The sequence below is a fragment of the Paenibacillus sp. ACRRX genome, from assembly GCF_022346885.1.
Lineage (GTDB): Bacteria > Bacillota > Bacilli > Paenibacillales > Paenibacillaceae > Paenibacillus_B.
Genome location: NZ_JAKRNK010000014.1, coordinates 34,248 through 58,189 on the forward strand (window position 1 = coordinate 34,248; position 23,942 = coordinate 58,189).

Below are 23,942 nucleotides of genomic sequence, written 5' to 3' on the forward strand. Positions count from 1 at the left end.
ATTTCACCTCAACAAAATCCGCATGTAGAGGATTTTGTTAGGATTAATTCTCATTGAATGGACATACATGTGCCAAATGTCCATCCAATATGCCTCGCCAGCTAACGCTTGCGACGCTCGGCCAGCGCAGCAAGCCGCGTGCCGATTCGGGGCACGGCAGCCAGTTCCTGCGGCTGCACGAGCCCAAGCATGACCGCTAGGGCGCCGAATACAAGCGCACCTAGCGGCACGCCGATAGCGGTGGCGGCCAATGCAGCCAGCCGGCCGCCGCCAATACCCTGCGCCACGGCGGCGGACAGTCCTGCCACGGCGCCCATGGCGAATAGCGCCAGCGCTAGCCGCGCAATGCCTGCGGCCCAAGCCGCAGGCGCTACGCCGCCGTGTCGCGCGAGCGAGCGCACATTCAGTGCCGCTGCAAGCGTCAGCGACACAAGCGCTGACAGCGCTGCACCTTCGATGCCGAACATCGGCACCAGCACGATGTTCAGGCCGATCTTTGCGCCGGCAGCCGCTAGCAGGTGCACAGCAGGTGCGCGCAGCGCGCCAATACCCTGCAGCAGCGTAGCTGATACGACCTGCAGCACTCCTGCCAATGCCGTGCTTGATACAAGAGCAAAAGCAAGCTCAGCCCGATTGTCCATGTACAAAGCAATATTGATTGGTCTCGTCAGCACAACTAATCCTACTGTCGCTGCCGCACCTATTATTAGTGCAGCTCTCATGGCTCCTTTGATAAGCTTGGCTTGCTCCCTCATGGATCCCTTACGTTTTGCCTCAGCGAGCGCCGGTACTAAACCTACGGCCAAAGAGCCTGCGACCATCGTAACAAGCTGGGTCAGCGGCAATGCACGGGAGTATAATCCATACTGTATCATGGCAGCAGTGCCTGTATATCCTTCAGCATTCAACAGCCGTGGAACAGTGAACACATCCACCACATTCACCACAGGCACAACGATGGCCCCAAGGCATATCGGAAGGGCTGTCCATGCCATTCGCTTCATCCATGTGCCGAAGGAAGGATTGCTTTCTCTCGATGGAGAAGCCAAGCCTTCTGCACGCTCAGCTCCGTGATTACGCCAGTCCTCTTGTTCTCCAGAAGCGACGGCTAGCGCATTTATATTCCCGCTTGATGAATGAACTGCAGGTATCAGTCCTACATGTGTGTCCAAGACAGCTGGCTTCTCCTCACAGCTGACTACGCTCGCTGCCAACGCTTGTCGCCGCTCGTTGCGCAGCTCAACTCCCCTCACCACTACCAAGAGCACAAGCCCGCACAAACCTCCTGCAAATGAACCAAATGTGGCACCTGCTGCAATAACATCATCCGCTGCCTGCTGCCCGGTAAAGATCAGCAGCAGCGTTATCATAACAGCTACACGAACAACTTGTTCTGCAACTTGTGATATCGCACTAAGCGTCGTTCGGCCCTTGCCTTGATCATATCCCCGCAATACAGCTGCCAGTGGCACAACCAGAAGCGCGTAAGATGAGGCCTTTATCGCCTCAATTGTATGTAAATTATCAATCCAACCCGCTATTAGCTCTGCTCCGCTGTACATCAAAATCCATCCGGCAATACCTGTTGTACCCATCAAAAGTGCTGAGGCACGTATGATGTGACGAGAGCCCAGCTGATCACCTACAGCCTCACAATCTACTACAAGCCTAGAAACAGCAATTGGTATACCCGCTGTAGCGATAGCTGTCAGCAAGACATAGAACGGGTATACTGCATTGTAAATGCCAAACACACCGTCGCCACCGATATTTTGCAGCGGAATCTTCTGCAACGTTCCGATTAGCTTAGACATCGCCGTGGCTAGGCCAAGCCATAGAGCTCCGTGTACAACTTGTTTGGCTGTACGCAAGTTCTGTTCTGTCATATTCGATCACGCCTATCCCTTTACAGCCTTTTCGTCCTGTATTATATCATAAGGCGAAGGAGCAACGTTAAGCTCAACATGCAGGACAGGCGCGCTGATTCATCGCCTACAGGGATACACCTGTGCGGCATACCGTCTGGTCTTTGGTATCAACTTGTCCTTTTCTGGCTGTGTATATTCAATTTGCTGCTGCCATGCCATAAACACGCAAAAAACTCCTTATTCATATCTCGCTAATGCCTAAGCAAAACCGAATATGTATAAGGAGTTTCCGATAACTTTTATTATTGTTCCATTTGCTTACCTAAGAATCCGGCAGCCGTTTCAGACATTTTTTGTTCCATTTGAGCCATTTTCACGCTCTCGTCTTTGTTCAACATAACAACAGTACCAATAGGGTCTCCGCCAGTTATGATTGGAGCAACAACAAATGAGGACAAAGCTTCCATGTTGTCTTTAACGATCTCGTAAGATCCTGTGTTTGTTTCCACAATCGTCTTGCGGTTTTCCATACAGTTCTCAAGCAGCATACCGATTTGTTTCTCCAAAAACTCTTTCTTGGAGCCGCCAGCGACAGCGATAACTGTGTCGCGGTCCGAAATCAACGTAATGTGACCTGTGCTTTCATACAACGATTCCGCATATTCTTTTGCGAAGTCACCCAGTTCACCAATTGGGGAGTACTTCTTCAAGATCACTTCACCATCGCGGTCAACGAAAATTTCGAGTGGGTCTCCTTCACGGATTCGCAAAGTGCGACGAATTTCTTTAGGGATTACGACACGACCAAGATCATCAATACGACGAACAATACCAGTTGCTTTCATGTATGTTGCCTCGCCTTCCATCAATATAATTTGTTAGGACTACTGAATTATTTACAAATAGGAGCGAATCGGTATGGATTCTTTTATGCTGACCATAGTATTCATCTGCTCCCAAGTTCTTATACATAACCATAATACGCAGGTAAACCCATCCAAGTTGCAAAAAAAATCACATTTTTCGACACTTTACGACAATATTTGATTATGTTTTCTTGAAATTTTCACAACTTTCAGTACTTTTGTTGAAATATCTCAGAAAATAAGAATTCATTCTGTCCACTTCTAGCATATTACTGATTCTCCGATGGCTTGTACACCCTTTTTCTTGTGTTTTCCCAAAATGGACACTTTTTCTTGTAAGTTTCAGCCGCGAAATAACGGAAAGTCCTCTGACAGTGACTAAAAGCCTCCTTTTTAAGAAGATGTTATGGCTACGGATGATGTCTTCCCCTCTTTAACAGCTCTCTTGCTGCCACAACTCGAAATAAAAAACAGCCCCTGCCGCAACGCGATAGAAGGCTGTTTAAATTGTTCTCTATTATTTCCCAGTTTCCGTCTTAGGTTCTTCCTTTGGAGTTGCAGGCTTGTCTGTTTCTTTCTTATCTGCCGGCTTCTCTTCTTCCTTCTTCTCGGTCTTAGGCAAGTCAATCTTCTTGATGATCTTCTCCAAGTCCTTTTCCATGAAAGTATTCATCAGTTCAGTTGCTGCTTTCGTACGCAGCGTATCCTTTTCGACTTGTGTAAGCTTGTCGAAAGTCTTATCTGTACGGTTCTCTACTTTCATGACATGGTAGCCATATTCCGTCTCAACAGGATCAGAGATCTGGTTCAACGGCAGTGTCAAAGCTGCTTCCTTAAATTCTTTTACCCATTTGCTTACAGCAACGTCTTTATACAAGCCACCATTCTCAGCTGAACCTGTATCATCAGAGAGCTCTTTCGCCAGCTTGGCAAAGTCTTCACCCTTCTTCAGGCGATCTTGAACGTCTTTGGCAAGCTTCAGAGCATCTTCCTTCTTGCGGTCTTTTTGATTCTTATCTTTAAAGCCGATCAGTACATGACGAACGGACGCCGTTGTAAAGTCTGTTTTATCTTTTCCGAACTGTGCTTTAACCTGCTCGTCCGTTACTTTTGCGTTATAATCCGCTACTACAGTAAGTATACGATTCATATACGTCTTTACATCATCTTCTGTTAGCTTTTGTGCTTCAAGCATCTTCTTAAACTGATCATCGCCAACCTGTTTTTTAATACCGGCGATTTGTTCATCTGCTCGTTTGGCACCTTCTTGTTTTGACTTGTCAGGTGCTTTCTCTGCCAAGTACAGATAAGCAATCTGCTGCTTAATAAAATATTGACGGAAATCATCCATCTCAATTAATTGCGCATAATCCGGGTAAAAGAACAGCATGTTCGCTAATTCTTTGTCGAATTGCGCTTGTGTCACTTGTCCACCCTCATATGTCGCAACGACAGTATCGTCACTCGCGTTTTTATTGCCACACGCAGCTACAAACGTTAGTGCAAGCACTAGTGTAAGCAGGATGGTCACTCTTTTCCAGGAACGTTTCGTATTATTTTGCAACATCTTGCAGTTCTCCCTTCAATTTAATCGCATCTTTCGCCCCTTGCATAAACTGCTCCAGCTTCATCAACAGCTGTAAGGCATCATAACCGCGGGCATTAAGCTTGATTGCTCCGCTGGCATTCTTATCTACGACAAAACGTCTGTCAATGTTGGTGGCGAGAGTAGCAAGCTTCTTACGGTCAAGGCGTGATTCAGCAAGCGGATGGACCTTCAATGACACATCATCTCCGCGTTGCGTCATCGCCTCAATGCCATATTGCTTCGCGTACCATTTAAGACGTGATACGGCAAGAAGCTGCAATACAGCAAGTGGTGGCTCTCCGAAGCGATCAACCAGTTCGTCGCGCAGCTCATCCACCTCTTCTAGAGAGGATAGACCCGCCACTTTCTTATATATTTCAATCTTCTGAATACTATCATAAATATAATCGGCGGGCAAATAGGCATCAATATTCAAGTCTATCAATGTCGTCCACTCTTGTGTATCCTCGATGACGCCTCCATCAAGCTCTGCCTTGCGTTTGGCAACCTCATCAGACAACATTTGCGAGTATAAATCAAAACCAACTGACGCAATAAATCCATGCTGCTCTGCACCTAACAGATTTCCGGCTCCACGAATGGACAAGTCCCGCATTGCAATCTTAAACCCTGATCCAAGTTCCGTGAATTCCTTAATCGATTGAAGTCGTTTCTCAGCGACCTCATTTAACACTTTATCACGTTGGTACGTAAAGTAAGCGTAAGCTATACGATTTGAACGTCCTACACGGCCACGCAACTGATACAACTGAGACAAGCCCATTTTATCCGCATCATGCACAATCAGTGTGTTCACGTTAGGAATATCTACACCTGTTTCAATAATGCTGGTACTGACCAGCACGTCGTACTCTCCATCCAAGAAGTCCAAAATGGTCTTCTCCAGCTCTTGTTCTGACATCTGTCCATGTCCAACCGTGACACGCGCATCAGGAGCCAGCATCTTGATATGATCGGCCATCTGATGGATGCCCTGCACCCGATTGTATAAGTAATAGACTTGCCCTCCGCGGGCAAGTTCACGCTCCACCGCTTCTCGTACGAGCGTATCGCTATGCTCCAACACATAAGTTTGTACAGGAAAACGGTTCTCTGGAGGTGTCTCAATAACAGACAAGTCGCGTACGCCAAGCATGGACATATGGAGTGTCCGCGGAATCGGAGTAGCTGTAAGCGTCAGCACATCTACATTGTTCTTCAAACGCTTGAGCTTCTCTTTGTGGGTTACGCCAAACCGCTGCTCTTCATCCACAATCAGCATGCCGAGGTCCTTAAATACGATATCTTGTGATAACAGGCGATGCGTGCCGATGACCACATCCACCACACCCGATTTCAAGCCTTTCATCGTCTCATTTTGCTCCTTGCGAGAACGGAAACGACTCAGCACTTGAATGTTAAACGGATAATCTGCAAAACGCTCTCTAAACGTCTCATAATGCTGCTGCGCCAAAATCGTAGTTGGGACAAGGACAGCTACCTGCTTGCCTTCGATAGCCGCTTTGAATGCTGCGCGAATGGCAACTTCCGTCTTCCCATAACCAACGTCGCCGCACAAGAGGCGATCCATTGGGCGTGGAAGCTCCATGTCCTGCTTGATTTCTTCTATTGCACGCAATTGATCCCGTGTCTCATCATAAGGAAACATCGTTTCGAATTCCGTTTGCTCAGGCGTATCTTTCTCAAATGCATACCCTGGAGATGATTGTCTTGCCGCATACAGCTTGATCAAATCATCAGCGATATCTTTAACCGAAGAACGAACCTTGCTTGTAACTTTTGCCCACTCAGTCCCGCCTAGCTTATATACTTTAGGCTCTTTCTCCTCAGAACTGACGTACTTCTGAATCAAATGGAGCTGATCTACTGGTACAGACAGTTTATCTCCACCTGCATACAAGATGTGCAGGTAGTCTTTATGAATACCATTGATCTCTAGCGTGCCAATACCCATGTACTTCCCAATACCATGATTTTGATGAACGACGTAATCGCCCACTTTAAGCTCTGAATAACTGCGAATTCGCTCTGCGTTGTCCACTTTGGCATCCGAACGACGAGCCGTTTTACGCTGTTTCTGCGAGAACATCTCACCTTCAGTAATGACGACCAGATGAATGGAAGGCAGCTCAAACCCACTTTGAAGGTTCCCCTTCATGATGGTTGGCTCCGGGATTTGATAATCTTGCAGTACCCGGCGCACACGATCAATACGCTCCTCGCCATTTGCCAGAATGATGACGTTTGCATTTGTTTTCTTCCATCGTTCCATCTCGGCCTTAAGCACATTCATTTGTCCATGGAAATTCTGCATTGTCCTGCACATTACATTAACAATGTTCTGTGGCTGCGTATGCGGTACTTGCCGAAGAAATAATGCCATAAATACTGTCTGGAACGGACGCTTGCCCAAAGTGTCTTCCGACGTCTTACCAAGTGGCAAAGAAGGCAAAGTCTTACCATGCTGCAGCAAATGAGTGTTCCATTCTGCCTCGTCTCGTTCAAGCTGCTTCGCTGTTTCCAGCACGCGGGCAGGCTCATCCACGATCATAAGCGCATCAATGGGCATATATTCGTATAAAGTATGCTTTTCAGGGTGCAGCAAAGTTACGTACTTGTACATATCGTTAAAGTACACCTGCCCCCGAAGGCGGTCAATTTCTTGGTGAATCTCTTGGCGCAGCTTCTCTTTGACTTGGCTGTCGCTCATTTTGCTTAGCTGCTCCTCTAAGCGAAGGCCCGCTTCATCAGCTGCATTTGCAAATCGGGCTGCATTTGCAACCATTTCTCTAGCTGGCGTAATCGTTAGCCGATCCAACTTATCCATCGAGCGTTGATCCGTCGGATCAAAGGTGCGAATGGAATCTACCATATCATCAAACCACTCAATACGGTAAGGTACACTGGATGTGTAAGGGAAAATGTCGACAATCCCGCCTCGAACACTCATCTCGCCGCGCGATTCTACTCGGTCCGTACGCTCATAACCAAGCGCGACCATACGCCCGAGAAACGCTTCAAGAGGCTGCTCGGTATCCACTACTACATCATATTCTGCTTCCGCCATAATCTCTCTGGCTGGCAAATACCGCCGTAGTCCTGCATAGGGCGTCACGACAACACCACGAAAGCCCTTCGCTAGCCGGATTAAGGCATCTATTCGCTGTGCAATAACTTCAGGGCTTGATATTGCCGCTTCTGCAGCCACCAACTCATTGGCAGGATACAGCAGCACCTGATCAGGCGATAGACATTCCTGCAAGTCCTCTGTCACTTTCTGTGCTGAAAACATATTATGTGTCACAACGAGCACAGGGCGATTCAGCTCTTGCGCCAGCGCGGCCATCATAACTTGTCGGGAAGAACCCGATAGACCGGATACAAGCTGCTCTTTCATACCGGTGCGTATGCCCGCTACGATAGAATCTATATCACGTTCTGCTGATAAAGCTTGCATAAGTGCATTTAACAAGGACAGGCACCTCTTTCTGGCCAACAAAGGATGAACACGCTCTATTGATCCATAACTAGTCTGATATCATAACAAGAACTTCTATTGAAGTCGATTGTATAAAAAGTAATGTATGAACACGATAAATAGACTCGGTCCTACAAAAATATATTGCTGTACATCACTGTACATCACTTCAACTTTATAACGCGACCACAAATCAGCCTCGGCACAAATGCCAAGGCTGATCCCTCTTATATACTAGCAAACTCAACTCGTGCTATTGCAATGGTGATGTCAACGTGCTTAATTCTGGATTATGATCATATGCCTCTGCACAATAATCACAAGTCATTCGTACCGTCACATCACCATTGTCATGAACACGTACATAATGCCGATGTTCTTCTGGCGTAAGCATATGAAAACCGAGTCTCGACTGGTCGATAGCGGCTCCTTCAATGCGTCCAATTAACGTGTGACAGTGCTTGCAGACATAATTCACAGACATGTATATGCCTCCTCACGAAGTAATATACCGTCTAGTATGCCCGCTAGCATTCAACCATAGCCTGTTATCCGTTAAATTTAGCCATTGTCTGTTCAAACGTATGACTTAGCGCAAATTCAACTGCATCGCAAGTACGTTCAATCGTCTGTGCAACAGCTTCTTGCTCCGCCTTGGCAAACGTCTGCAGCACATAATCTACAATATCCCGGCCAGGAGCAGGTCGCGATACGCCCATCCGTATACGATTAAACGATTGGGTTCCGGCATGCTGAATAATTGACTTAATGCCATTGTGGCCACCTGCGCTTCCTTGGTAACGCAGGCGCACCTTGCCCAGCTCAGTGTCCATATCGTCATACAATACGATAAAGTCCTCCAGGCTTGCCTTGTAGTAGTCCATATAACCGCGAACCGTTTCACCTGACAAGTTCATATATGTCATCGGCTTGATCAGCACGATTTTTTCCGAACCTATTTTGCCTTCCCCGATTAGCCCCTTGCATTTGCTTTCTTTCACATCAATTCCAAATCGGTTGGCTAGCGCATCAATAGCCATAAATCCAATATTATGACGCGTTGACGCGTATTTGGTACCTGGGTTGCCAAGTCCGACAATCCATTTCAACGTTATTCTCTCCTTCCTCATCCATCCGGTAGCCCGAATAAAGCTGAATGCCGATAAGGGTTACATCTGCAGCACGCTTGCTTGCCGATGTAACCCTCGTCTGTATGGGAGCTTAAAAGCTTCTTGCTCCTCGCTGTTCATCTATTACTCAATTTCAAACAATTTGCTGATAGACAACTCTTCATGTACACGGATAATCGCCTCGCCCATAAGCGGAGCGACAGACAACGTACGTAGCTTGCTTGAAGGGTTCGGATGTTTCACTGGAATCGTATCTGTAACGATAACTTCCTTGAACGGAGAATCTTCCAAGCGTTGCATGGCTGGCCCCGACAATACAGGATGCGTACAACAAGCGTACACTTCCTTAACGCCTGCTTCCACCAATGCATTTGCACCTAGGACGATTGTGCCCGCTGTATCAATAATATCGTCAATAATAATAGCCGTCTTGCCTTTAATATCACCGATAATATTCATAACCTCACTTACGTTAGGCTCAGGACGACGCTTATCGATAATGGCAAGCGGTGCATTCAAGAAGTCCGCTAACTTACGAGCGCGTACCACGCCACCATGGTCAGGCGATACAACAACAACATCTTCCATCTTCTTGGATCGGAAATATTGTGCCAAGATCGGCACACCGAGCATATGGTCAACCGGAATATCAAAGAAACCTTGAATCTGCGTGGCATGCAAGTCCATCGTGATAACACGATGTGCACCCGCTGTCTCAATCAAATTAGCCACAAGCTTAGCCGTAATTGGATCACGGGAACGCGCTTTGCGGTCTTGACGAGCGTAACCGTAGTATGGAATAACGACATTAATGCTCTTGGCGGATGCACGTTTTAATGCATCGACCATAACAAGAAGCTCCATCAGATTGTCATTAACTGGATCACATGTGGATTGCACGACGTAAACGTCACAACCACGTACGCTTTCAGACAGGTTGATTTGAATTTCTCCGTCGCTAAAGCTCTTTGTGCTGGATTCACCCAAAGGAATGCCAATGTAGTCTGCAATTTGCTGTGCTAACTTCGGATTGGAGTTACAAGTGAATATTTTCAGCTTGGAATCACAATACGTCATAATAGTTGTTAACCCTCCGTGCTGGTTCAAGTTCATCTCTTATTTGTATGATTCGACGTGCTCGTAAAGCTAATATCCTTTATTCATAAAGCCGCGCAGCTTATTGCTCGCCTTGCTGCGTTTCACGTTCCTTTTTTGCTTTGGCACGACCACGAAGCTTCTCGGCATAACCAGGCTTGATCACCTGGCGCTCGCGAGCTATCGCAAGGTCGTTGTCTGCGACATGATGTGTAATCGTGGAGCCAGCCACTACATAAGCTCCCTTACCAATGCTAATAGGAGCAATGAGGTTTACGTTGCTGCCAATAAAAGCATCATCACCGATTTCTGTAACGGATTTATTATATCCGTCATAGTTCACGGTTATCGCACCGCAGCCAATGTTGACATTCTTGCCCACTTTCGCATCGCCAATATAACTTAGATGCGATACTTTGGAATGATCGTCAATGACAGCATTTTTGATCTCGACAAAGTCGCCGATCTTAACATCCTGGCCAATATCAGCACCAGGCCGCAAATAAGCAAATGGTCCAACAGAACTATCTTGGCCGACGCTGGCACTACTTGCTACAGAATGTGCAATTACAGCTCGATCCGAGATTCGCGAATCCGTAATCTCGACATGAGGTCCGATCACACAATCCTCCCCAATCGCTGTGCTGCCTCGCAGAACAGTTCCTGGATGAAGCACTGTATCAGCTCCGATCGTAACCGCTGCTTCGATATAGGTCTGCATAGGGTCGACAATCGTAACTCCATTTAACATGTGACGCTTGTTAATACGCTCGCGCATCAATCGCTCTGCTTCAGACAATGCCAATCGATCATTAACCCCAATCGATTCAGCAGGGTCTGGCGAACAGTAAGCCTGCACGACATTTCCCTGCACTTTCATGATGCTAATAACATCTGTCAGGTAGTACTCCTGCTGTACATTGTTATTGGTCACTTGTTCAAGTGCTGCGAACAATTGCGCATTATCAAAACAGTAAGTACCTGTGTTGATCTCTCTCACCAATTGTTCTTCTTGTGTCGCATCTTTCTGTTCTACGATTTTCAAAACCGAACCATCTTCTGCTCGAATAATTCGACCATACCCATGAGGATTATCCAGTTCAGCCGTCAAAATCGTCGCCGAAGCCTGTGCACGATCATGAAGCTCCATCAGGCGTTCCAAGGTGTCAGACGTCACGAGAGGCGTATCTCCACAGATCACAATTGTCGTACCTTGTTCACCGCCAAGAAGCGCCTTTGCTTGCTTTACCGCATGTCCGGTACCGAGCTGATCCGCTTGTAATACGAATTCCGCACGGTCTCCCAAGTAACCCTTAACAGCTTCAGCCCCATGCCCGACAACAACAACCGTGCGTTCTGAATCCACACGCTCTACTGCGTCCAGTACATGTCCAACCATCGGTGTTCCGCAAACGGGATGAAGAACTTTATACAGTTTTGACTTCATACGCTTGCCTTGTCCTGCGGCTAGCACAATGGCCATTCTTTTCAAAGCGTCCGACCTCCTGCTTCCTTTACTACCATACTAGAATATATCTCATTATGGAGAAAAAGAAAAGAGAGCCCCCCATGATTGGCTCTCTTTCTTTGCAACCCCAAATATTACCGTATTATGCGCCCTCTTCAATAACTTCCTCTTCTGTGGCAGCGCGCTCATATTCAGCCAGTACCGCGGCTTGAATCTTTTCGCGAGTTGCGGAAGAAATAGGATGAGCAATGTCACGGAATTCGCCATCTGGCGTTCGTTTGCTTGGCATAGCCACAAACATTCCGTTGTTGCCGTCAATAACACGGATATCATGAACAACAAATTCGTTATCGATTGTGATCGATGCGATTGCTTTCATTCTTCCTTCTGTGTTGACGCGGCGGAGTCTAACATCAGTAATTTGCACGTGTGTTCACCACCTTTTTCCATACAAGACTTGGTGTATAATTCCACACGCGCAATTGAATTCCTTCTTTATTTTGCCAACAAACCAACTTTTTTTTGAACTTTTTTGTATAATTAAACGTTTTCGACAAGGTTCGATTTACTTCGTAGCAATTAGCTCAATTTCGACAAACACATCTTTTGGCAATCGTGCTACTTCAACCGTTGATCGAGCAGGCTTATGTGTTCCGAAGTAAGTCTCGTAAATCGCGTTTACCTGAGCAAACTGCTTCATGTCTTGCAGAAATACCGTAGCCTTTAAAACACGATCAAAAGAAGATCCTGCTGCCTCTAGTACAGCCTTTAAGTTCTGGAATACTTGATGCGTCTGTTCCTCAATCCCGCCCTCAACGAGGGAACCGTCAGATGTAAGAGGAATCTGTCCAGAAGTTAATACCAGCTCGCCAAAGGTAACAGCCTGTGAATAGGGGCCGATTGCCTGTGGAGCAAACGTTGTAGATACAATATCAATTGACTTTGTCATATAGATGCACCTCGATCAGAAGTAGTCTACTCTTGCTTATTTATCAAAATAATTGCCCGGCTTAACAGACATCTGCCTGTTGCGGCTGTCGATCGTACCGACACGCACAAGCGATACATAGTCATGCAGCAAGCGTTCATCATTGGATACGTCCTCAGACTCCACAAGAACACCCACGCCCGCTACGGTGGCATTAAATTCATGCAGCAAGTCAATCATACCGTTAATGGTACCCCCTGCTCGCATAAAGTCGTCTACGACGAGCACACGGGAACGTTCCTTCAGCGCACGACGAGCCAATGTCATCGTATGGATGCTTTTCTGTGATCCTGATACGTAATTGATACTCACCGCGGATCCCTCTGTCACCACATGGTCACGTCTGACTAATACAACAGGCAGATTGAGATGTGCTGCAGTTGCGTACGCAATTGGAATGCCTTTGGTCTCTACAGTCATTACCACATCGATATCATGATTGGCAAATGCCGAAGCAAACATACGACCAATATCGTTCATCAAACCTGGCTGCCCTAATATATCGGTAATATAATAATAACCTCCGGGCAGCATCCGATCCGGTTGTTCTAGTTGGGCGCACAATGTTTGCACAAGTGGCAATGCCTTGTCCGGACTGCTCTTCGGAATATACTTTACTCCGCCTGCAGCTCCCGCCAGCGTCAGCAGCTCCCCCGTCTCTTCACTCTCGCACACCTCTTTAATAATAGCCAAATCCTCACTAATAGAAGACTTGGCTGCTCCGTAACGTTCTGCAAATGTGGTAAGCGGAATAAGCGTGTGAGGCTTAGACATCAGATATTGTGTCATTTCAACCAAACGCGCGCTTCGCTTTAATTTTTTCATCTATTATTCCTCGCTCAAATCCGAATATTATCATGGATATAATACATCAATGTACGTTGATTATCAAGGCAAACCATACGATTATGACTGTTATATCCGATATATTTCGTAATTAGCCATATTATTTCTATATTATGTTAAAATTCGCACTGCATACACTTCTTTGCAGAAGCCACGCAGTCCATTATATATCCGCGCAATCTTCGACTCCTTAGATACAAGACCAAATACTGTCGGTCCGCTGCCCGACATCAAAACGCCTTCCGCACCGAGTCTAATCATGGCTTCCTTTAATTGCTGTACTTCCGGGTGCATCGGCAGCGTGACGTCCTCAAGCACGTTCCCTAAGTTCTCACATATCCCATGAAATGATTGAGATTCAATAGCATCTATCATACTCGCTAGCGATGGATGCTTCTCAATGCGATTAGCTCTGAAACGCCCGTATACATCAGCCGTTGATACATTAATCGGCGGCTTGGCAAGCACAACCCAGCACTGCGGGGGATTAGAAATGTGCTCCAACTTCTCTCCGCGACCACGCGCAATTGCTGTTCCGCCTGTTACACAGAAGGGCACGTCGGAACCTAATTCTGAGCCTAATGCTTGCAGCTCCTGTTCCGAAATATTCAGCCTCCATAGGCGGTTCAAGCCGCGCAGAGCGGCTGCGGCATCACTGCTGCCTCCTGCAAGTCCTGCTGCGACCGGTATCTTCTTATCCAAGTGAATATAGACGCCTTGTCGAACTTCGTATCTTTCCTTTATCAGCTTTGCAGCCTGAAAGGCCAGATTCTTCTCGTCTAACGGTATGTAACCAGCTTGGCTGGAAATAATAATCGTGTCGCGCGGAAGCTCCTCCATCTCTAGTCGATCGGCCAGGTCAACCATCGTCATAACCATTTCAACTTCGTGGAATCCGTCTTCTCGCTTACGCAATACATCCAGCATTAGATTGATCTTTGCTGGTGCCTTCTCATACACTTTCACCGGCTTTCACCCTTCTTTACGATATCAGAATATATAAGAATCCGCAGATGGAAAGGAAAATGCCTTCATTCTGATTCGCGATAAAAACACCAGAGCCTGCAATGCTCAACTGCTCGGCTAACTTTATCAATCGCTCCTCCTTGTGAACTCTAACAAGTTCATATAGAGGTTATTCTCACCCTTCGGATCGCTTTCGTTATTATAACAGACTATGACATGCAAGTCATTCGTGAATGGTTTGTAAAGGCAGCCCTGTAAGAAAGGCGTTATATCAGCTATTTCCCTTTGCTCACGCTTGTATTCCCTTCGTTAACATAAAAAGCGAACCTCGCGCCTGCGTGGCGTCAAAAGGTCCGCTTATAAGTCATGCTGTATCCTTAATTTTTACGAGAGGCTGCTTCCTCGGCCAATTGAATCGCGCGTTTTACCATATTGCCGGCATCCTTTGCCTTAATGGATCCCCAACCCTCTTTTTGAACCGTATCGTAGAATCCAAGGTCTTTAGCTAACTCATACTTTAGTTCTTCTGACATGACACTTCTTCTGCGGCTCATATAAGTACCTCCTTATAGTGCTTAACAAATCGAGTTGGAGACAGAGTTAGAAGAGATTGCATTGCAATTATAGTGTTAGTCAATATGTCGAGCTTCATGCAAAGGTAAACAGACAAAAAATGGGATGGATTATAATTCACCCTTTGCCTATCCCAATACAATAGTTCATTACAAAAGCCGACTCCATCACACTCCAAGCCTGCTTGACATAAGAAATATAGAAATACAAAAAAGCAGCCCTCTCGGACTGCTTTACATCACATCATTAACTGCGAATATACTCAATCTTCAACTCGCCGTTATCTGCGCAGACGGTAACTTCTACCGACTCGGTCAATATATCTGCATAGCTGTAGGAGACACGCTTGGCATTCTGCTGCTCCTGATCCAAACTTACAACAAAAACAGAAGGGTAGGTTTCTTCCAATACGCCCGTGCGTTCAATCGTCTTGCGACGGCCTCCATTCGCACGAAGCAGAATCTTCTGTCCAACATGGGCTTCAAGACAGCGTCGTATTTCAAACAGCGCATTTTTAGCCATTTCAACTACCACCTCTTTCCTTGTCCATTATAAACAATTAAAGGGGAGGTGTCAAATAAACAAATAATTATAACAATATTATTAAAACCATGTCAATTCATTTTTATACCCAATTTTGTAGGATGTGATTCAAGACCTATATTTATGCATAATGACCTAAAAAAATTAAGTAACGGATGGTGTAACGTTCAGCGTGGACAGGTCTTTCCACTTCGGCATACCTAGTCGATGGCTCCCCCGAGTTTCAATGCCACCTAACCCTTCCGTACCTGTTATCGTATGCGGAGCAATGTCCGCAATATGAATAGTGTCGCGAATGGAGGTGTAGGCTGCTTTGGCCGCCACGTATGCCGGATCAAGTGCATGAATCATAATACGGCCCGGGGAGCTGGCAAAGTTTGCGCCGTTTTGTAGCAGCGCCTCAAAGTGAGACTGACAGGCACCTGCTATAACCGTTAACATATCCAGGTTCCGTTCATACTGCCTAGCCGTCTTGACTGCATTTACGAAGTTTTGTGAATTTTTATAACTCTGCAGACTATATAAGTCTCGATGCTTTAAACCTTTTAACACGCCGTCATGCCCTGTAATCACGATAATATCTGGACGCGATCGAGGCAACAGTGTGTAAACAGCGTCAGACATCTTGGCCTCCGACACGTAGTGCCCTTCTGCGGGAACCCGCAGTTGGTTATACAAGGTCATGCTTTTTTGTAAATAGTTCGGGTCTCCGTCCAGATGAAGCACCTTGCCTGGCATTTCGAAATGGGCCGCCTGGTTCGGAGCATCAGCAAATTGAAATTCTGTTTGACGGCGCTCTGATTGGCGCTGTCTGTGGCGTTCCAGTGCTTCCACGGATTCAATCATTTTAATTTGTGCTTGCTGCTTACGCCGTTTCATCGTTGTCTCAGGCACATTGACCAGATCTGATGTCGGAGCATCGGCCACTAGTCGATAATCCGTTCCTTTTAACAACGATATGTGCTCATAAATCCCTTCTATCCGGAATGTAATATCCCCACCATAAGATTTGCGTATGACCAGATCTCCCACCTTCATGCCCTTATCACCTCTTACCTATCGTATGGGCGGAAGTCAGGATTGGTGCCTAAACAAAAAAGCCCCTTTTGGGGGCTAGCTGGTTATAAATAGAGGCGCTAAAATTATGTAACTAATTACAAAGCGTCATATGAAGACCCTATAGCCTCACTAAGGCGCGCAAACTCTTCAAGTGACAAAGTCTCGCCTCTGCGTGTAGGATTGATTCCAGCCGTCTCCAAAGCGGTTTGCAGCTGATCTATGCCAATATCACCACTATAACGTGCCTTTAAGTTATTCCAAATCGTCTTGCGTCGCTGCGTGAAGCTCGCTTGAACGACTTCAAAAAATCGGGATTCGTCATTTACTTCCACAGGAGGCTTGTCTCTTACCTTTAAGCGGATAACCGCAGATTCTACATTAGGCTGTGGAATAAATACAGTATGGGGAACCGTGCACACAATCTCGGGTTCGCTGTAGTATTGGACTGCAACACTCAGACTGCCAAATTCTTTGCCGCCAGGTGAGGCCGCCATGCGTTCAGCTACTTCCTTCTGAATCATAACGACAATATTTTTGAGTGGAAGACGCTCTTCCAGCAACTTCATCATAATGGGAGTAGTCACGTAATATGGCAGATTCGCCACGACACTCACCTTATCCATCTCCGCAAATTGTTCTTGAAACAGTGCCGGCAAATCGACTTTTAGCACATCGCCATGTACAACGCTAACATTGTTATACGGCTCCATGACCTCCGCTAAAATAGGAATCAAACGCTGGTCGATTTCTACTGCTGCGACCTTGCTTGCCTGCTTCGCCAGCTGCTCTGTCAATGCTCCGATCCCAGGTCCAATCTCAAGCGCACCTGTATGCTCATCCAGATCTGCTGCTTGGACGATACGGCGCATAACATTCATATCAATAAGAAAATTTTGGCCTAGGCTCTTCTTAAATGAAAAACCGTGCTTTCGTATGATATCTTTGGTTCGTGTTGGTGTGGCAATGTCCGGTCTTACTTGCGTCATTCTTTACCCGCCTTCCATAAATTTACACACATTCGCAAATTTTCACCTAATGTGGGCCTTAAATGCTCCAATTCGTATCCCGATACCTCAGTTAGTACGATAAAATCTAATGATCATAAGCATCGAAATATATGCTGTCGTCCTATTGACACTTACATTTAATTGGTGTCTAGACGTCGCAGAGCATCTTCAAATTCTTCTCGACTAATCTGAAAGGTCGTACAACGCTTTAATAATTGCTTGGCATTACAATACCCTATACCTAGTATTTCACCTAGTCTCATGCGTCTATCGGCCGATCCCTCATAAGCAGTAAGTCCTGCCTGGACCAGATCAGTCCAGGTAAGCACTGTGCCTTCATAGGCAGGCATCTCTGTTCGCAGATGATCAAGTGCATGGCGAATCGCTGCGGGCGAAGCATTCTCCACCCCAATGTCCCCTTTGGCGAGCGCCTCCTGCTTGGTTAGGAATGCATGCTTGCATCCAGGTACACGAGCTGCAATCGCTTTGCGAATCCGTTCACCAGCGAAGTCAGGGTCCGTAAATATAATAACGCCCCGGCGCTCATGCGCCAGCGCGATCTTCTTAAACGTCATCTCATTTAGAGCCGATCCGCCAGTCTCAATAGTATCTGCATCTACCGCTCGTTTTATCGCTACGGTGTCGTCTCTTCCTTCAACGACAATAACCTCACGTATCACAGGCAATTGCCCCTTTCCCAAAAAAAGTACAACTAAAATACAAAAGAAGAGGGAATCCCCTCTTCTTAGCATGACATATTTGAATATGAATTACTATATCATAAATACACAGCTGCAATCCACACAGCTAACACTACACTAGAGACTTCCTAACTCGCCTCCGGCTTCACAGGACCGATCACATAAACCGTATATCCCTTCTTGCGTCCGAAACGCTGCACTTGCTTGGAGGAGTCGTAATATACATCAATGATGTTGCCTTTGACGGCTCCACCTGTGTCTTCAGCACGGCGGAAGCCAATGCCTTCGATGTATACCCACCAGCCAAGTGGAATGACCTTCGGATCTACCGCAATCGTACGACCTTCGGTTACTTTTGTTCCGGAGGCTGTTTTGGCCCCCACAGAACCTGGAGTTTCCGTGTATGCTGTTAATTGCACATTCGTAATTTTTTTCTTGTAATCAAAATCTGAGTTGCCGCCAGAAGACTGACCAACGTCATCGCTATCCGCAGACAGTACCACTAATTCAGGTTCTTTTTTCGTACCGTAAGCGATAACCTTATTGACTTGTTTGGCCTGCACTTTTTTGTCTACCATACGGGCAGTGACAAGCTTCCCATCTTCGAAGGTCTTTTCGATCTTTTGTACGACCAAACCTGACTGGCCCTGCTGCACTGTCTTTTTGGTACCCTTCTTCATATCCGGGTTTGCCTGTTTGACGACTTGATAAGGAACCTTCACCTTACGCTCCTCAACCCCTTTGGTCACACGCACAACTTTGATGTTCATGTTAGACGCAATCGAGGTCAACTTGCTTGGGAAAATTTTATCTTGCGCTTTCAGGTTAATATTTAATTGAGTAAGTGCTTGTTTGACATTGTCCTTAGTTGTATACAACGTCTTCGTTAGCCCATCCACCGTAATCTGAATTGGCTTAGCACGTTCTATGGTGATTTGAGCCCCATCTTTGACTTCAGTATCTAACGCTACAGATACTTCGTCATGACTTCCTACCGCTATCGTGTGCTCATCCAAAACATCACGAAGCGTTTCCTGGCGAGTTTCCAAACGACGCTCTTGTCCATCTACGACAATGGCGACCGTCTTTTTGGAATAACTGAATCCCACCAGCACACTAACTAAAGTTATAGCGATTGCAACTACAGCAATTACAGAAACAACACGCACATTTTCATGCTTCCATCGCATTGCGAGTGACTTGCTGGATGATCGGGGATCATGGGGATCGTTGTTCACGAAGTTGCCCATTTCTCGGTCCTCCTTACATAGTCCCGCCGTCGAGAAGTTATGCATGATACATCTGACGCGACTATTGGATATTTTTGCGAAAAATAAGCTTGTGCCTGCCTATCTCTCACACCAACTCCAGTAACGGTCGTCTCTTCCTCCTTGTTCTTACAACCTATGAACCCGCTCCGCAAAATATGCAAGGATGCGAGTCTCGTAAGATGCAAAAACAAAAGAAGCCTGTCTCAAGAGGACTCTCTTTCGTGGCTTCTTCATCAAGACCCAAACAAAACAACAGTCTAGGGCTCACACGAGGACCTCTCTCCGTACGCTTGCGAGGTTAGCTGTCGGGTTCGGGCTATGAGAGTCGCCCTATAAGAACATATCGGCTCACGGCTCGACAGCTCTTAATTCACCCCAAGGATACACTCCGCACCTGCTGGCACTTGCAGCATGCTTCTGGTTCCCCCGCTCTCCAAATCAATGGAAATTCAGCGTTACTGGTTGGTTGGAACAATATTCAAGTTCAATCGAACTTCTGTGAGAAATCATATCGTGTTTATGACAAAGTTGTAAAGACTGCCGCAATCACGTTTTTCGTTAAAAACAACAAAAATAAAGCCAAATTTACTCATTTTATCAAACAAATCCATGTATATGTTGGTGTAGAACTTTTTTTCGTTAGTTTTTCGTTGATTTTCAACGTATGTCAAAACATGTAAGAGCATTTTCGGTTGTTTTTCTGCAAAATTCTTCTAAATCCATATCCTTTAATCCAGCTGCTACCTCTGCCACTAACCGAACGTATCCGGTTTCATTCCGTTTCCCCCGATAAGGATGAGGAGTCAAATAAGGAGCATCCGTTTCCACCAATAAACGATCCATTGGAACCTGTTTAAGTACCTCTTTTGGCTGTTTAGCATTCTTAAACGTGACTGGGCCGCCGAACGAAATATAAAAGCCCATATCCAGACACATTTTAGCGGTCTCCCAGCTTCCTGAGAACGAATGCATAATGCCTCCAACCTCTTTTGCATTTTCTTCTCTCAAAATACGAACTACATCTTCATGTGCATCACGATTGTGTATGATAATTGGCATATCCAATTCACGTGCGAGTCCGATTTGCTCTCTGAATACACGTTGCTGTACATCCTTTGGTGATGTATCCCAATGATAATCGAGTCCAATTTCACCAATAGCTACTACTTTTTTATGCTCAGTCAACTTGGCGATCCAATCGATATCCGTCTTCTGCATCGTAATTGCATCAACTGGGTGCCATCCCACAGCCGCATAAATAAAGGGGTACTTCTCCGCCAACTCCATGGTCGTCGGGATCGTTTCCCGGTTAAAGCCTACGTTTACCATTCGTGTCACGCCTTGTTCTAAAGCGCGAGCAATTACTTCCTCACGATCTTCATTAAAGGCTTCATTATCCAAATGGGTATGTGTGTCAAATATCATGTCGAATTACTCTCCTTGTATCCTCTAGTAGGTTCCTACTGTGACGCTCGATCCTCTTGTAGTTGAAGTAGTCGGACAACTGATTCAGAAAGTCGCGGGGCTGCCTGTCTGATTTTATCAATCGGAAAATATATATAATGCTTACCACGATGCAATCCACTGATAGAGCGAACAATATCCGACTTTTTTGACAGTTCGACCAATTGTTGGTCACGATCGAGCAATAAAATGTGCATTTGTGTCGGTTCTTCTCCAGAACGATACACATCATAAGGCATATCAGTAGGGGAATCAAACCATAGATCATAAGCGGGATCAAGTCCTGCAGCCTTCCATTGCTGACAAAGTTCTTCCATTAGCTCCGTATTTAACTGATCGACCTCTACATATTTATACAACTTTCGTTCCATGAATCGCTGACATAATTCTGAAAGCCGCTCATCCTGCTCCCCCATCCACTGAGTAAATACGGTTTGGACAAAGGCCTCATCCAATTGAACATATTGTGCAGAAGTAATAGTCCCTTCAAATAAGGAATCTAGCGGCGCCAGAAAGTAAGAAAATACATATCCCGAGTGATATAGTTCAGTAGCACGCTTAAAAATAAGTCGCAGCAGCAATTCCGAACTTCGTGTCACCGGATGAAAGTATACTTGCCAATACATTTGATATCTCGACATTAAATAATGCTCTACAGCGTGCATACCACTTTCTTTTACGACAATCCGACCTTTATAAGGGCGAAGTACGCGTAATATCCGATCAATATCAAAAGTGCCGTAGTGAACTCCAGTATAATATGCATCCCGCAGCAAATAATCCATTCGATCAGCATCGAGAGGTCCCGAAACTAAATTTACGACTATTTTCTTTTCATAAGTTTTGCGTATAATAGAAGCAATACGTTCTGGCAGCGTTGGGTCTCTGCGTGTTAGTACCCGATTGATGTCGGAATCCCCCAATATAATTCGGCATGTCCAGTCTTCATGATGAACATTGAAAGCCTCTTCAATGGAATGTGAAAATGGTCCGTGTCCAACATCATGAAGCAGTGCAGCACATAAGGCGACAAGCCCTTCCTCCTCAGGCCAGTCTTCAAACTGATTGCGTTCAAATTGAGAGATGATTCGTCTCGTAATCTCATAAACGCCCAAGGAGTGTGAGAACCTGCTGTGCTCGGCGCCATGGAAGGTCAGATATGACGTGCCAAGCTGCCTGATGCGCCGTAATCGTTGAAATTCCTTTGTATTGATGAGATCCCAGATCGTTCGATCCTGTACGTGTACATAATTATGCACTGGATCTTTAAACACCTTTTCTTCTCGCAGCATATTCCTACCTCCTTTTTTCATTTCAGTTAGTAACTGTTAGTTTTACTCTGTCATTTCGACAAATTATATGCTCTTTTAGACCTACCTAGTAATGGGGTATTATTGATTATTCTGACAACTGTGTTTAATAAAAAATTCCTTCTCTGACCAAAAATGAGATAAAAATCGTTGATATCTAATAAAAAACAGCTAAAACTATAAGATAAACCATAAATTAGCATCAAAACTAGCAATATTTCTAGTTGACTAATATGGGAATGGTTGGTACGATATAAAACAACGAACATAGAATATTGTCGAAACATGACATATTATAAGTTTAAAGAGGAGCGATTAATTATGATGAAGTCCACAGGTATCGTTCGTAAAGTCGACGAGCTAGGCCGTGTCGTGATTCCGATTGAACTTCGCCGTACACTTGGCATCGGAGAAAAAGACGCGCTTGAGATCTATGTAGATGGCGAACGCATTATGCTTAAAAAATACGAGCCAGCATGTATTTTCTGCGGCAACGCTGAGAACGTTACATACTTCAAAGGAAAAATTGTTTGTCACGAATGTATCTCAGAAATTCCACAACCTGTGACAAAATAAGAAAAGTAGGTTATAATAGGCTTACTTACATATGTTAATTCTAACCTTTTTCATATCTTCCTTGACGCCTTCATGGTTACTGAACCCAACCATGAAGGTATTTTTTTGCCCCAAATTATTCATTTGGTTCACCTGACAGGTGCTGCTACAGTAAAATCAATCCCTTACGCACCAAATCTGCACAAACTTTAGCCAAATTAATAAGTTCTAGGACTCGCCTAGACATCAGCTTCTGTTGCTAGCAAAGCTTGATAGATATCACGTTTGGATATACCTCGATCTTTAGCTGCCAGTTTCATGGCTTCTTTACGTGCAGCTCCTTCACTTTCTTCGTAATGACTAACATGTTCCTCGATCGTTAACGACTGCCACCACGCCATATCTGGGTTAGCCAGTAGTCTATCTTCTGTTACCCCCTCTACAAGAATACAACATTCCCCTAGCGGTGCCTGATCATTCAAATGCCGCAGACAATCCCCGACGCTTCCACGAACAAATTGCTCATAACGTTTAGTTAATTCTCGGGCTAAGACGATCTGTCTATCTCCCAGAACTTCCTCAATCCGCTCTAATGTCTTAATGACGCGATGCGGAGACTCGTAGAACATAAGGGTGCAGCGTTCATGTCGAAGTTGAAGGAGCACTTCATCAATTCTTTTACGTTCACGCGGCAAGAAACCTATAAACATAAAACGATCTGTCGCCAGCCCGGATGCAATCAATGCACTTAACGCTGCATTGGCACCAGGGATCGGTATTACGTTCAGGCCTGCTTCAATGGCAAGTTGGACTAAGTCCATACCCGGATCGGATATAGCTGGTAGACCTGCATCACTAACAATTGCGATACGATGCCCTTCCAGCATAAAACGGACAAGCTCCGGTCCGCTTGCACGCTTATTGTGTTCATGATAACTGAACAGCTTCTTGCCTTGAATATCAAAATGGCTCAACAGCTTTCTTGATTCTCTCGTATCCTCTGCGGCAATAATATCTACCTCTTTAAGAATACGTACCGCACGAAAAGTCATATCCTCTAAATTTCCAATAGGTGTCGCGACTAGATAAAGACAGCCTCGACCATCATCTGAATTCGCATAGCTGTTCTGTATATGAAATTCCAT

22 protein-coding genes and 1 riboswitch are annotated in these 23,942 nt (G+C 45.6%); of the genes, 1 reads left to right on the forward strand and 21 read right to left on the reverse strand.

Translation table 11 applies throughout. The annotated features are described in order from the left end of the window. Nucleotides 1–101: 101 nt before the first annotated feature. The 20 genes from MH117_RS25600 to MH117_RS25695 all read right to left on the reverse strand — a co-directional run bounded on the left by MH117_RS25600 (nt 102) and on the right by MH117_RS25695 (nt 22,224). Entirely contained in the window at nt 102–1,886 is a 1,785-nt protein-coding gene (locus MH117_RS25600; RefSeq protein WP_239333836.1) for a putative polysaccharide biosynthesis protein, read from the reverse strand. A gap of 284 nt (nt 1,887–2,170) precedes the next feature. Then, the gene (gene spoVT, locus MH117_RS25605) at nt 2,171–2,713 is read right to left on the reverse strand and encodes a stage V sporulation protein T (protein ID WP_275444851.1); all 543 of its coding nucleotides are present in this window, start codon (nt 2,711–2,713) and stop codon (nt 2,171–2,173) included. A 538-nt stretch (nt 2,714–3,251) separates the two neighbouring features. Continuing rightward, complete coding sequence (locus MH117_RS25610) at nt 3,252–4,301, reverse strand: peptidylprolyl isomerase (RefSeq protein WP_239333838.1); 1,050 nt, start codon at nt 4,299–4,301, stop codon at nt 3,252–3,254. Beyond that, entirely contained in the window at nt 4,288–7,815 is a 3,528-nt protein-coding gene (gene mfd / locus MH117_RS25615) for a transcription-repair coupling factor (protein ID WP_239333840.1), read from the reverse strand. The genes MH117_RS25610 and mfd overlap by 14 nt, the downstream gene beginning before the upstream one ends. Before the next feature lie 259 nt (nt 7,816–8,074). Next, a complete protein-coding gene (locus MH117_RS25620) occupies nt 8,075–8,305 on the reverse strand; it encodes an anti-sigma-F factor Fin (protein ID WP_239333842.1) in 231 nt (76 codons plus the stop codon). 64 nt (nt 8,306–8,369) lie between these two features. After that, on the reverse strand, nt 8,370–8,930 hold the full coding sequence (gene pth, locus MH117_RS25625; protein WP_239333844.1) for an aminoacyl-tRNA hydrolase: 561 nt from the start codon (nt 8,928–8,930) through the stop codon (nt 8,370–8,372). A gap of 144 nt (nt 8,931–9,074) precedes the next feature. Then, nucleotides 9,075–10,028 carry a ribose-phosphate diphosphokinase gene (locus MH117_RS25630; RefSeq protein WP_028543450.1) on the reverse strand — a complete coding sequence of 318 codons (954 nt, stop codon included), beginning with the start codon at nt 10,026–10,028 and terminating at the stop codon, nt 9,075–9,077. Nucleotides 10,029–10,128: 100 nt separating this feature from the next. After that, nucleotides 10,129–11,538, reverse strand: a complete 1,410-nt coding sequence (gene glmU / locus MH117_RS25635; RefSeq protein WP_275444852.1) for a bifunctional UDP-N-acetylglucosamine diphosphorylase/glucosamine-1-phosphate N-acetyltransferase GlmU — start codon at nt 11,536–11,538, stop codon at nt 10,129–10,131. 118 nt (nt 11,539–11,656) lie between these two features. Continuing rightward, entirely contained in the window at nt 11,657–11,941 is a 285-nt protein-coding gene (spoVG, locus tag MH117_RS25640) for a septation regulator SpoVG (protein ID WP_005545528.1), read from the reverse strand. A gap of 138 nt (nt 11,942–12,079) precedes the next feature. Beyond that, nucleotides 12,080–12,463, reverse strand: coding sequence for a RidA family protein (locus tag MH117_RS25645; protein WP_239333846.1), 384 nt, complete (start codon nt 12,461–12,463; stop codon nt 12,080–12,082). Between the two features lie 36 nt (nt 12,464–12,499). Further along, a complete protein-coding gene (purR, locus tag MH117_RS25650; protein WP_239333848.1) occupies nt 12,500–13,327 on the reverse strand; it encodes a pur operon repressor in 828 nt (275 codons plus the stop codon). Nucleotides 13,328–13,459: 132 nt separating this feature from the next. Beyond that, entirely contained in the window at nt 13,460–14,314 is an 855-nt protein-coding gene (gene ispE / locus MH117_RS25655) for a 4-(cytidine 5'-diphospho)-2-C-methyl-D-erythritol kinase (protein WP_239333850.1), read from the reverse strand. 377 nt (nt 14,315–14,691) lie between these two features. Further along, the gene (locus MH117_RS25660; protein WP_239333852.1) at nt 14,692–14,868 is read right to left on the reverse strand and encodes a small, acid-soluble spore protein, alpha/beta type; all 177 of its coding nucleotides are present in this window, start codon (nt 14,866–14,868) and stop codon (nt 14,692–14,694) included. A gap of 265 nt (nt 14,869–15,133) precedes the next feature. Next, nucleotides 15,134–15,409: a biofilm formation stimulator Veg gene (veg, locus tag MH117_RS25665; protein WP_028543456.1), complete on the reverse strand. Its 276-nt coding sequence runs from the start codon at nt 15,407–15,409 to the stop codon at nt 15,134–15,136. A gap of 165 nt (nt 15,410–15,574) precedes the next feature. Then, nucleotides 15,575–16,468 carry a sporulation peptidase YabG gene (gene yabG / locus MH117_RS25670; protein WP_239333854.1) on the reverse strand — a complete coding sequence of 298 codons (894 nt, stop codon included), beginning with the start codon at nt 16,466–16,468 and terminating at the stop codon, nt 15,575–15,577. A gap of 116 nt (nt 16,469–16,584) precedes the next feature. After that, on the reverse strand, nt 16,585–17,475 hold the full coding sequence (rsmA, locus tag MH117_RS25675; RefSeq protein WP_239333856.1) for a 16S rRNA (adenine(1518)-N(6)/adenine(1519)-N(6))-dimethyltransferase RsmA: 891 nt from the start codon (nt 17,473–17,475) through the stop codon (nt 16,585–16,587). A 158-nt stretch (nt 17,476–17,633) separates the two neighbouring features. Continuing rightward, nucleotides 17,634–18,176, reverse strand: coding sequence for a ribonuclease M5 (rnmV, locus tag MH117_RS25680; RefSeq protein ID WP_239333858.1), 543 nt, complete (start codon nt 18,174–18,176; stop codon nt 17,634–17,636). Nucleotides 18,177–18,325: 149 nt separating this feature from the next. After that, nucleotides 18,326–19,447, reverse strand: coding sequence for a 3D domain-containing protein (locus MH117_RS25685; protein WP_239333860.1), 1,122 nt, complete (start codon nt 19,445–19,447; stop codon nt 18,326–18,328). 292 nt (nt 19,448–19,739) lie between these two features. Beyond that, nucleotides 19,740–19,933, reverse strand: a riboswitch (cyclic di-AMP (ydaO/yuaA leader). Nucleotides 19,934–20,125: 192 nt separating this feature from the next. Then, complete coding sequence (locus MH117_RS25690; protein WP_239333862.1) at nt 20,126–20,893, reverse strand: TatD family hydrolase; 768 nt, start codon at nt 20,891–20,893, stop codon at nt 20,126–20,128. Between the two features lie 35 nt (nt 20,894–20,928). Continuing rightward, nucleotides 20,929–22,224, reverse strand: coding sequence for an HD domain-containing protein (locus MH117_RS25695; RefSeq protein ID WP_239333864.1), 1,296 nt, complete (start codon nt 22,222–22,224; stop codon nt 20,929–20,931). Between the two features lie 339 nt (nt 22,225–22,563). On the opposite strand from MH117_RS25695, the gene MH117_RS25700 reads away from it, so the two are divergent. After that, a complete protein-coding gene (locus tag MH117_RS25700) occupies nt 22,564–22,818 on the forward strand; it encodes an AbrB/MazE/SpoVT family DNA-binding domain-containing protein (protein WP_005545514.1) in 255 nt (84 codons plus the stop codon). Nucleotides 22,819–23,036: 218 nt separating this feature from the next. Here the strand turns inward: MH117_RS25700 and rsmI are convergent, their stop codons facing one another. Next, nucleotides 23,037–23,942 carry a 16S rRNA (cytidine(1402)-2'-O)-methyltransferase gene (gene rsmI, locus MH117_RS25705; protein WP_239333892.1) on the reverse strand — a complete coding sequence of 302 codons (906 nt, stop codon included), beginning with the start codon at nt 23,940–23,942 and terminating at the stop codon, nt 23,037–23,039.

Bases quoted from the DNA above. Each gene is read 5' to 3' on its own strand.
- MH117_RS25600 (WP_239333836.1), bottom strand. From the start codon at position 1,886: ATGACAGAACAGAACTTGCGTACAGCCAAACAAGTTGTACACGGAGCT.
- spoVT (WP_275444851.1), bottom strand. From the start codon at position 2,713: ATGAAAGCAACTGGTATTGTTCGTCGTATTGATGATCTTGGTCGTGTC.
- MH117_RS25610 (WP_239333838.1), bottom strand. From the start codon at position 4,301: ATGTTGCAAAATAATACGAAACGTTCCTGGAAAAGAGTGACCATCCTG.
- MH117_RS25620 (WP_239333842.1), bottom strand. From the start codon at position 8,305: ATGTCTGTGAATTATGTCTGCAAGCACTGTCACACGTTAATTGGACGC.
- MH117_RS25630 (WP_028543450.1), bottom strand. From the start codon at position 10,028: ATGACGTATTGTGATTCCAAGCTGAAAATATTCACTTGTAACTCCAAT.
- MH117_RS25645 (WP_239333846.1), bottom strand. From the start codon at position 12,463: ATGACAAAGTCAATTGATATTGTATCTACAACGTTTGCTCCACAGGCA.
- purR (WP_239333848.1), bottom strand. From the start codon at position 13,327: ATGAAAAAATTAAAGCGAAGCGCGCGTTTGGTTGAAATGACACAATAT.
- MH117_RS25660 (WP_239333852.1), bottom strand. From the start codon at position 14,868: ATGAGCCGCAGAAGAAGTGTCATGTCAGAAGAACTAAAGTATGAGTTA.
- veg (WP_028543456.1), bottom strand. From the start codon at position 15,409: ATGGCTAAAAATGCGCTGTTTGAAATACGACGCTGTCTTGAAGCCCAT.
- yabG (WP_239333854.1), bottom strand. From the start codon at position 16,468: ATGAAGGTGGGAGATCTGGTCATACGCAAATCTTATGGTGGGGATATT.
- rsmA (WP_239333856.1), bottom strand. From the start codon at position 17,475: ATGACGCAAGTAAGACCGGACATTGCCACACCAACACGAACCAAAGAT.
- MH117_RS25685 (WP_239333860.1), bottom strand. From the start codon at position 19,447: ATGGGCAACTTCGTGAACAACGATCCCCATGATCCCCGATCATCCAGC.
- MH117_RS25690 (WP_239333862.1), bottom strand. From the start codon at position 20,893: ATGATATTTGACACACATACCCATTTGGATAATGAAGCCTTTAATGAA.
- MH117_RS25695 (WP_239333864.1), bottom strand. From the start codon at position 22,224: ATGCTGCGAGAAGAAAAGGTGTTTAAAGATCCAGTGCATAATTATGTA.
- MH117_RS25700 (WP_005545514.1), top strand. From the start codon at position 22,564: ATGATGAAGTCCACAGGTATCGTTCGTAAAGTCGACGAGCTAGGCCGT.
- rsmI (WP_239333892.1), bottom strand. From the start codon at position 23,942: ATGGAATTTCATATACAGAACAGCTATGCGAATTCAGATGATGGTCGA.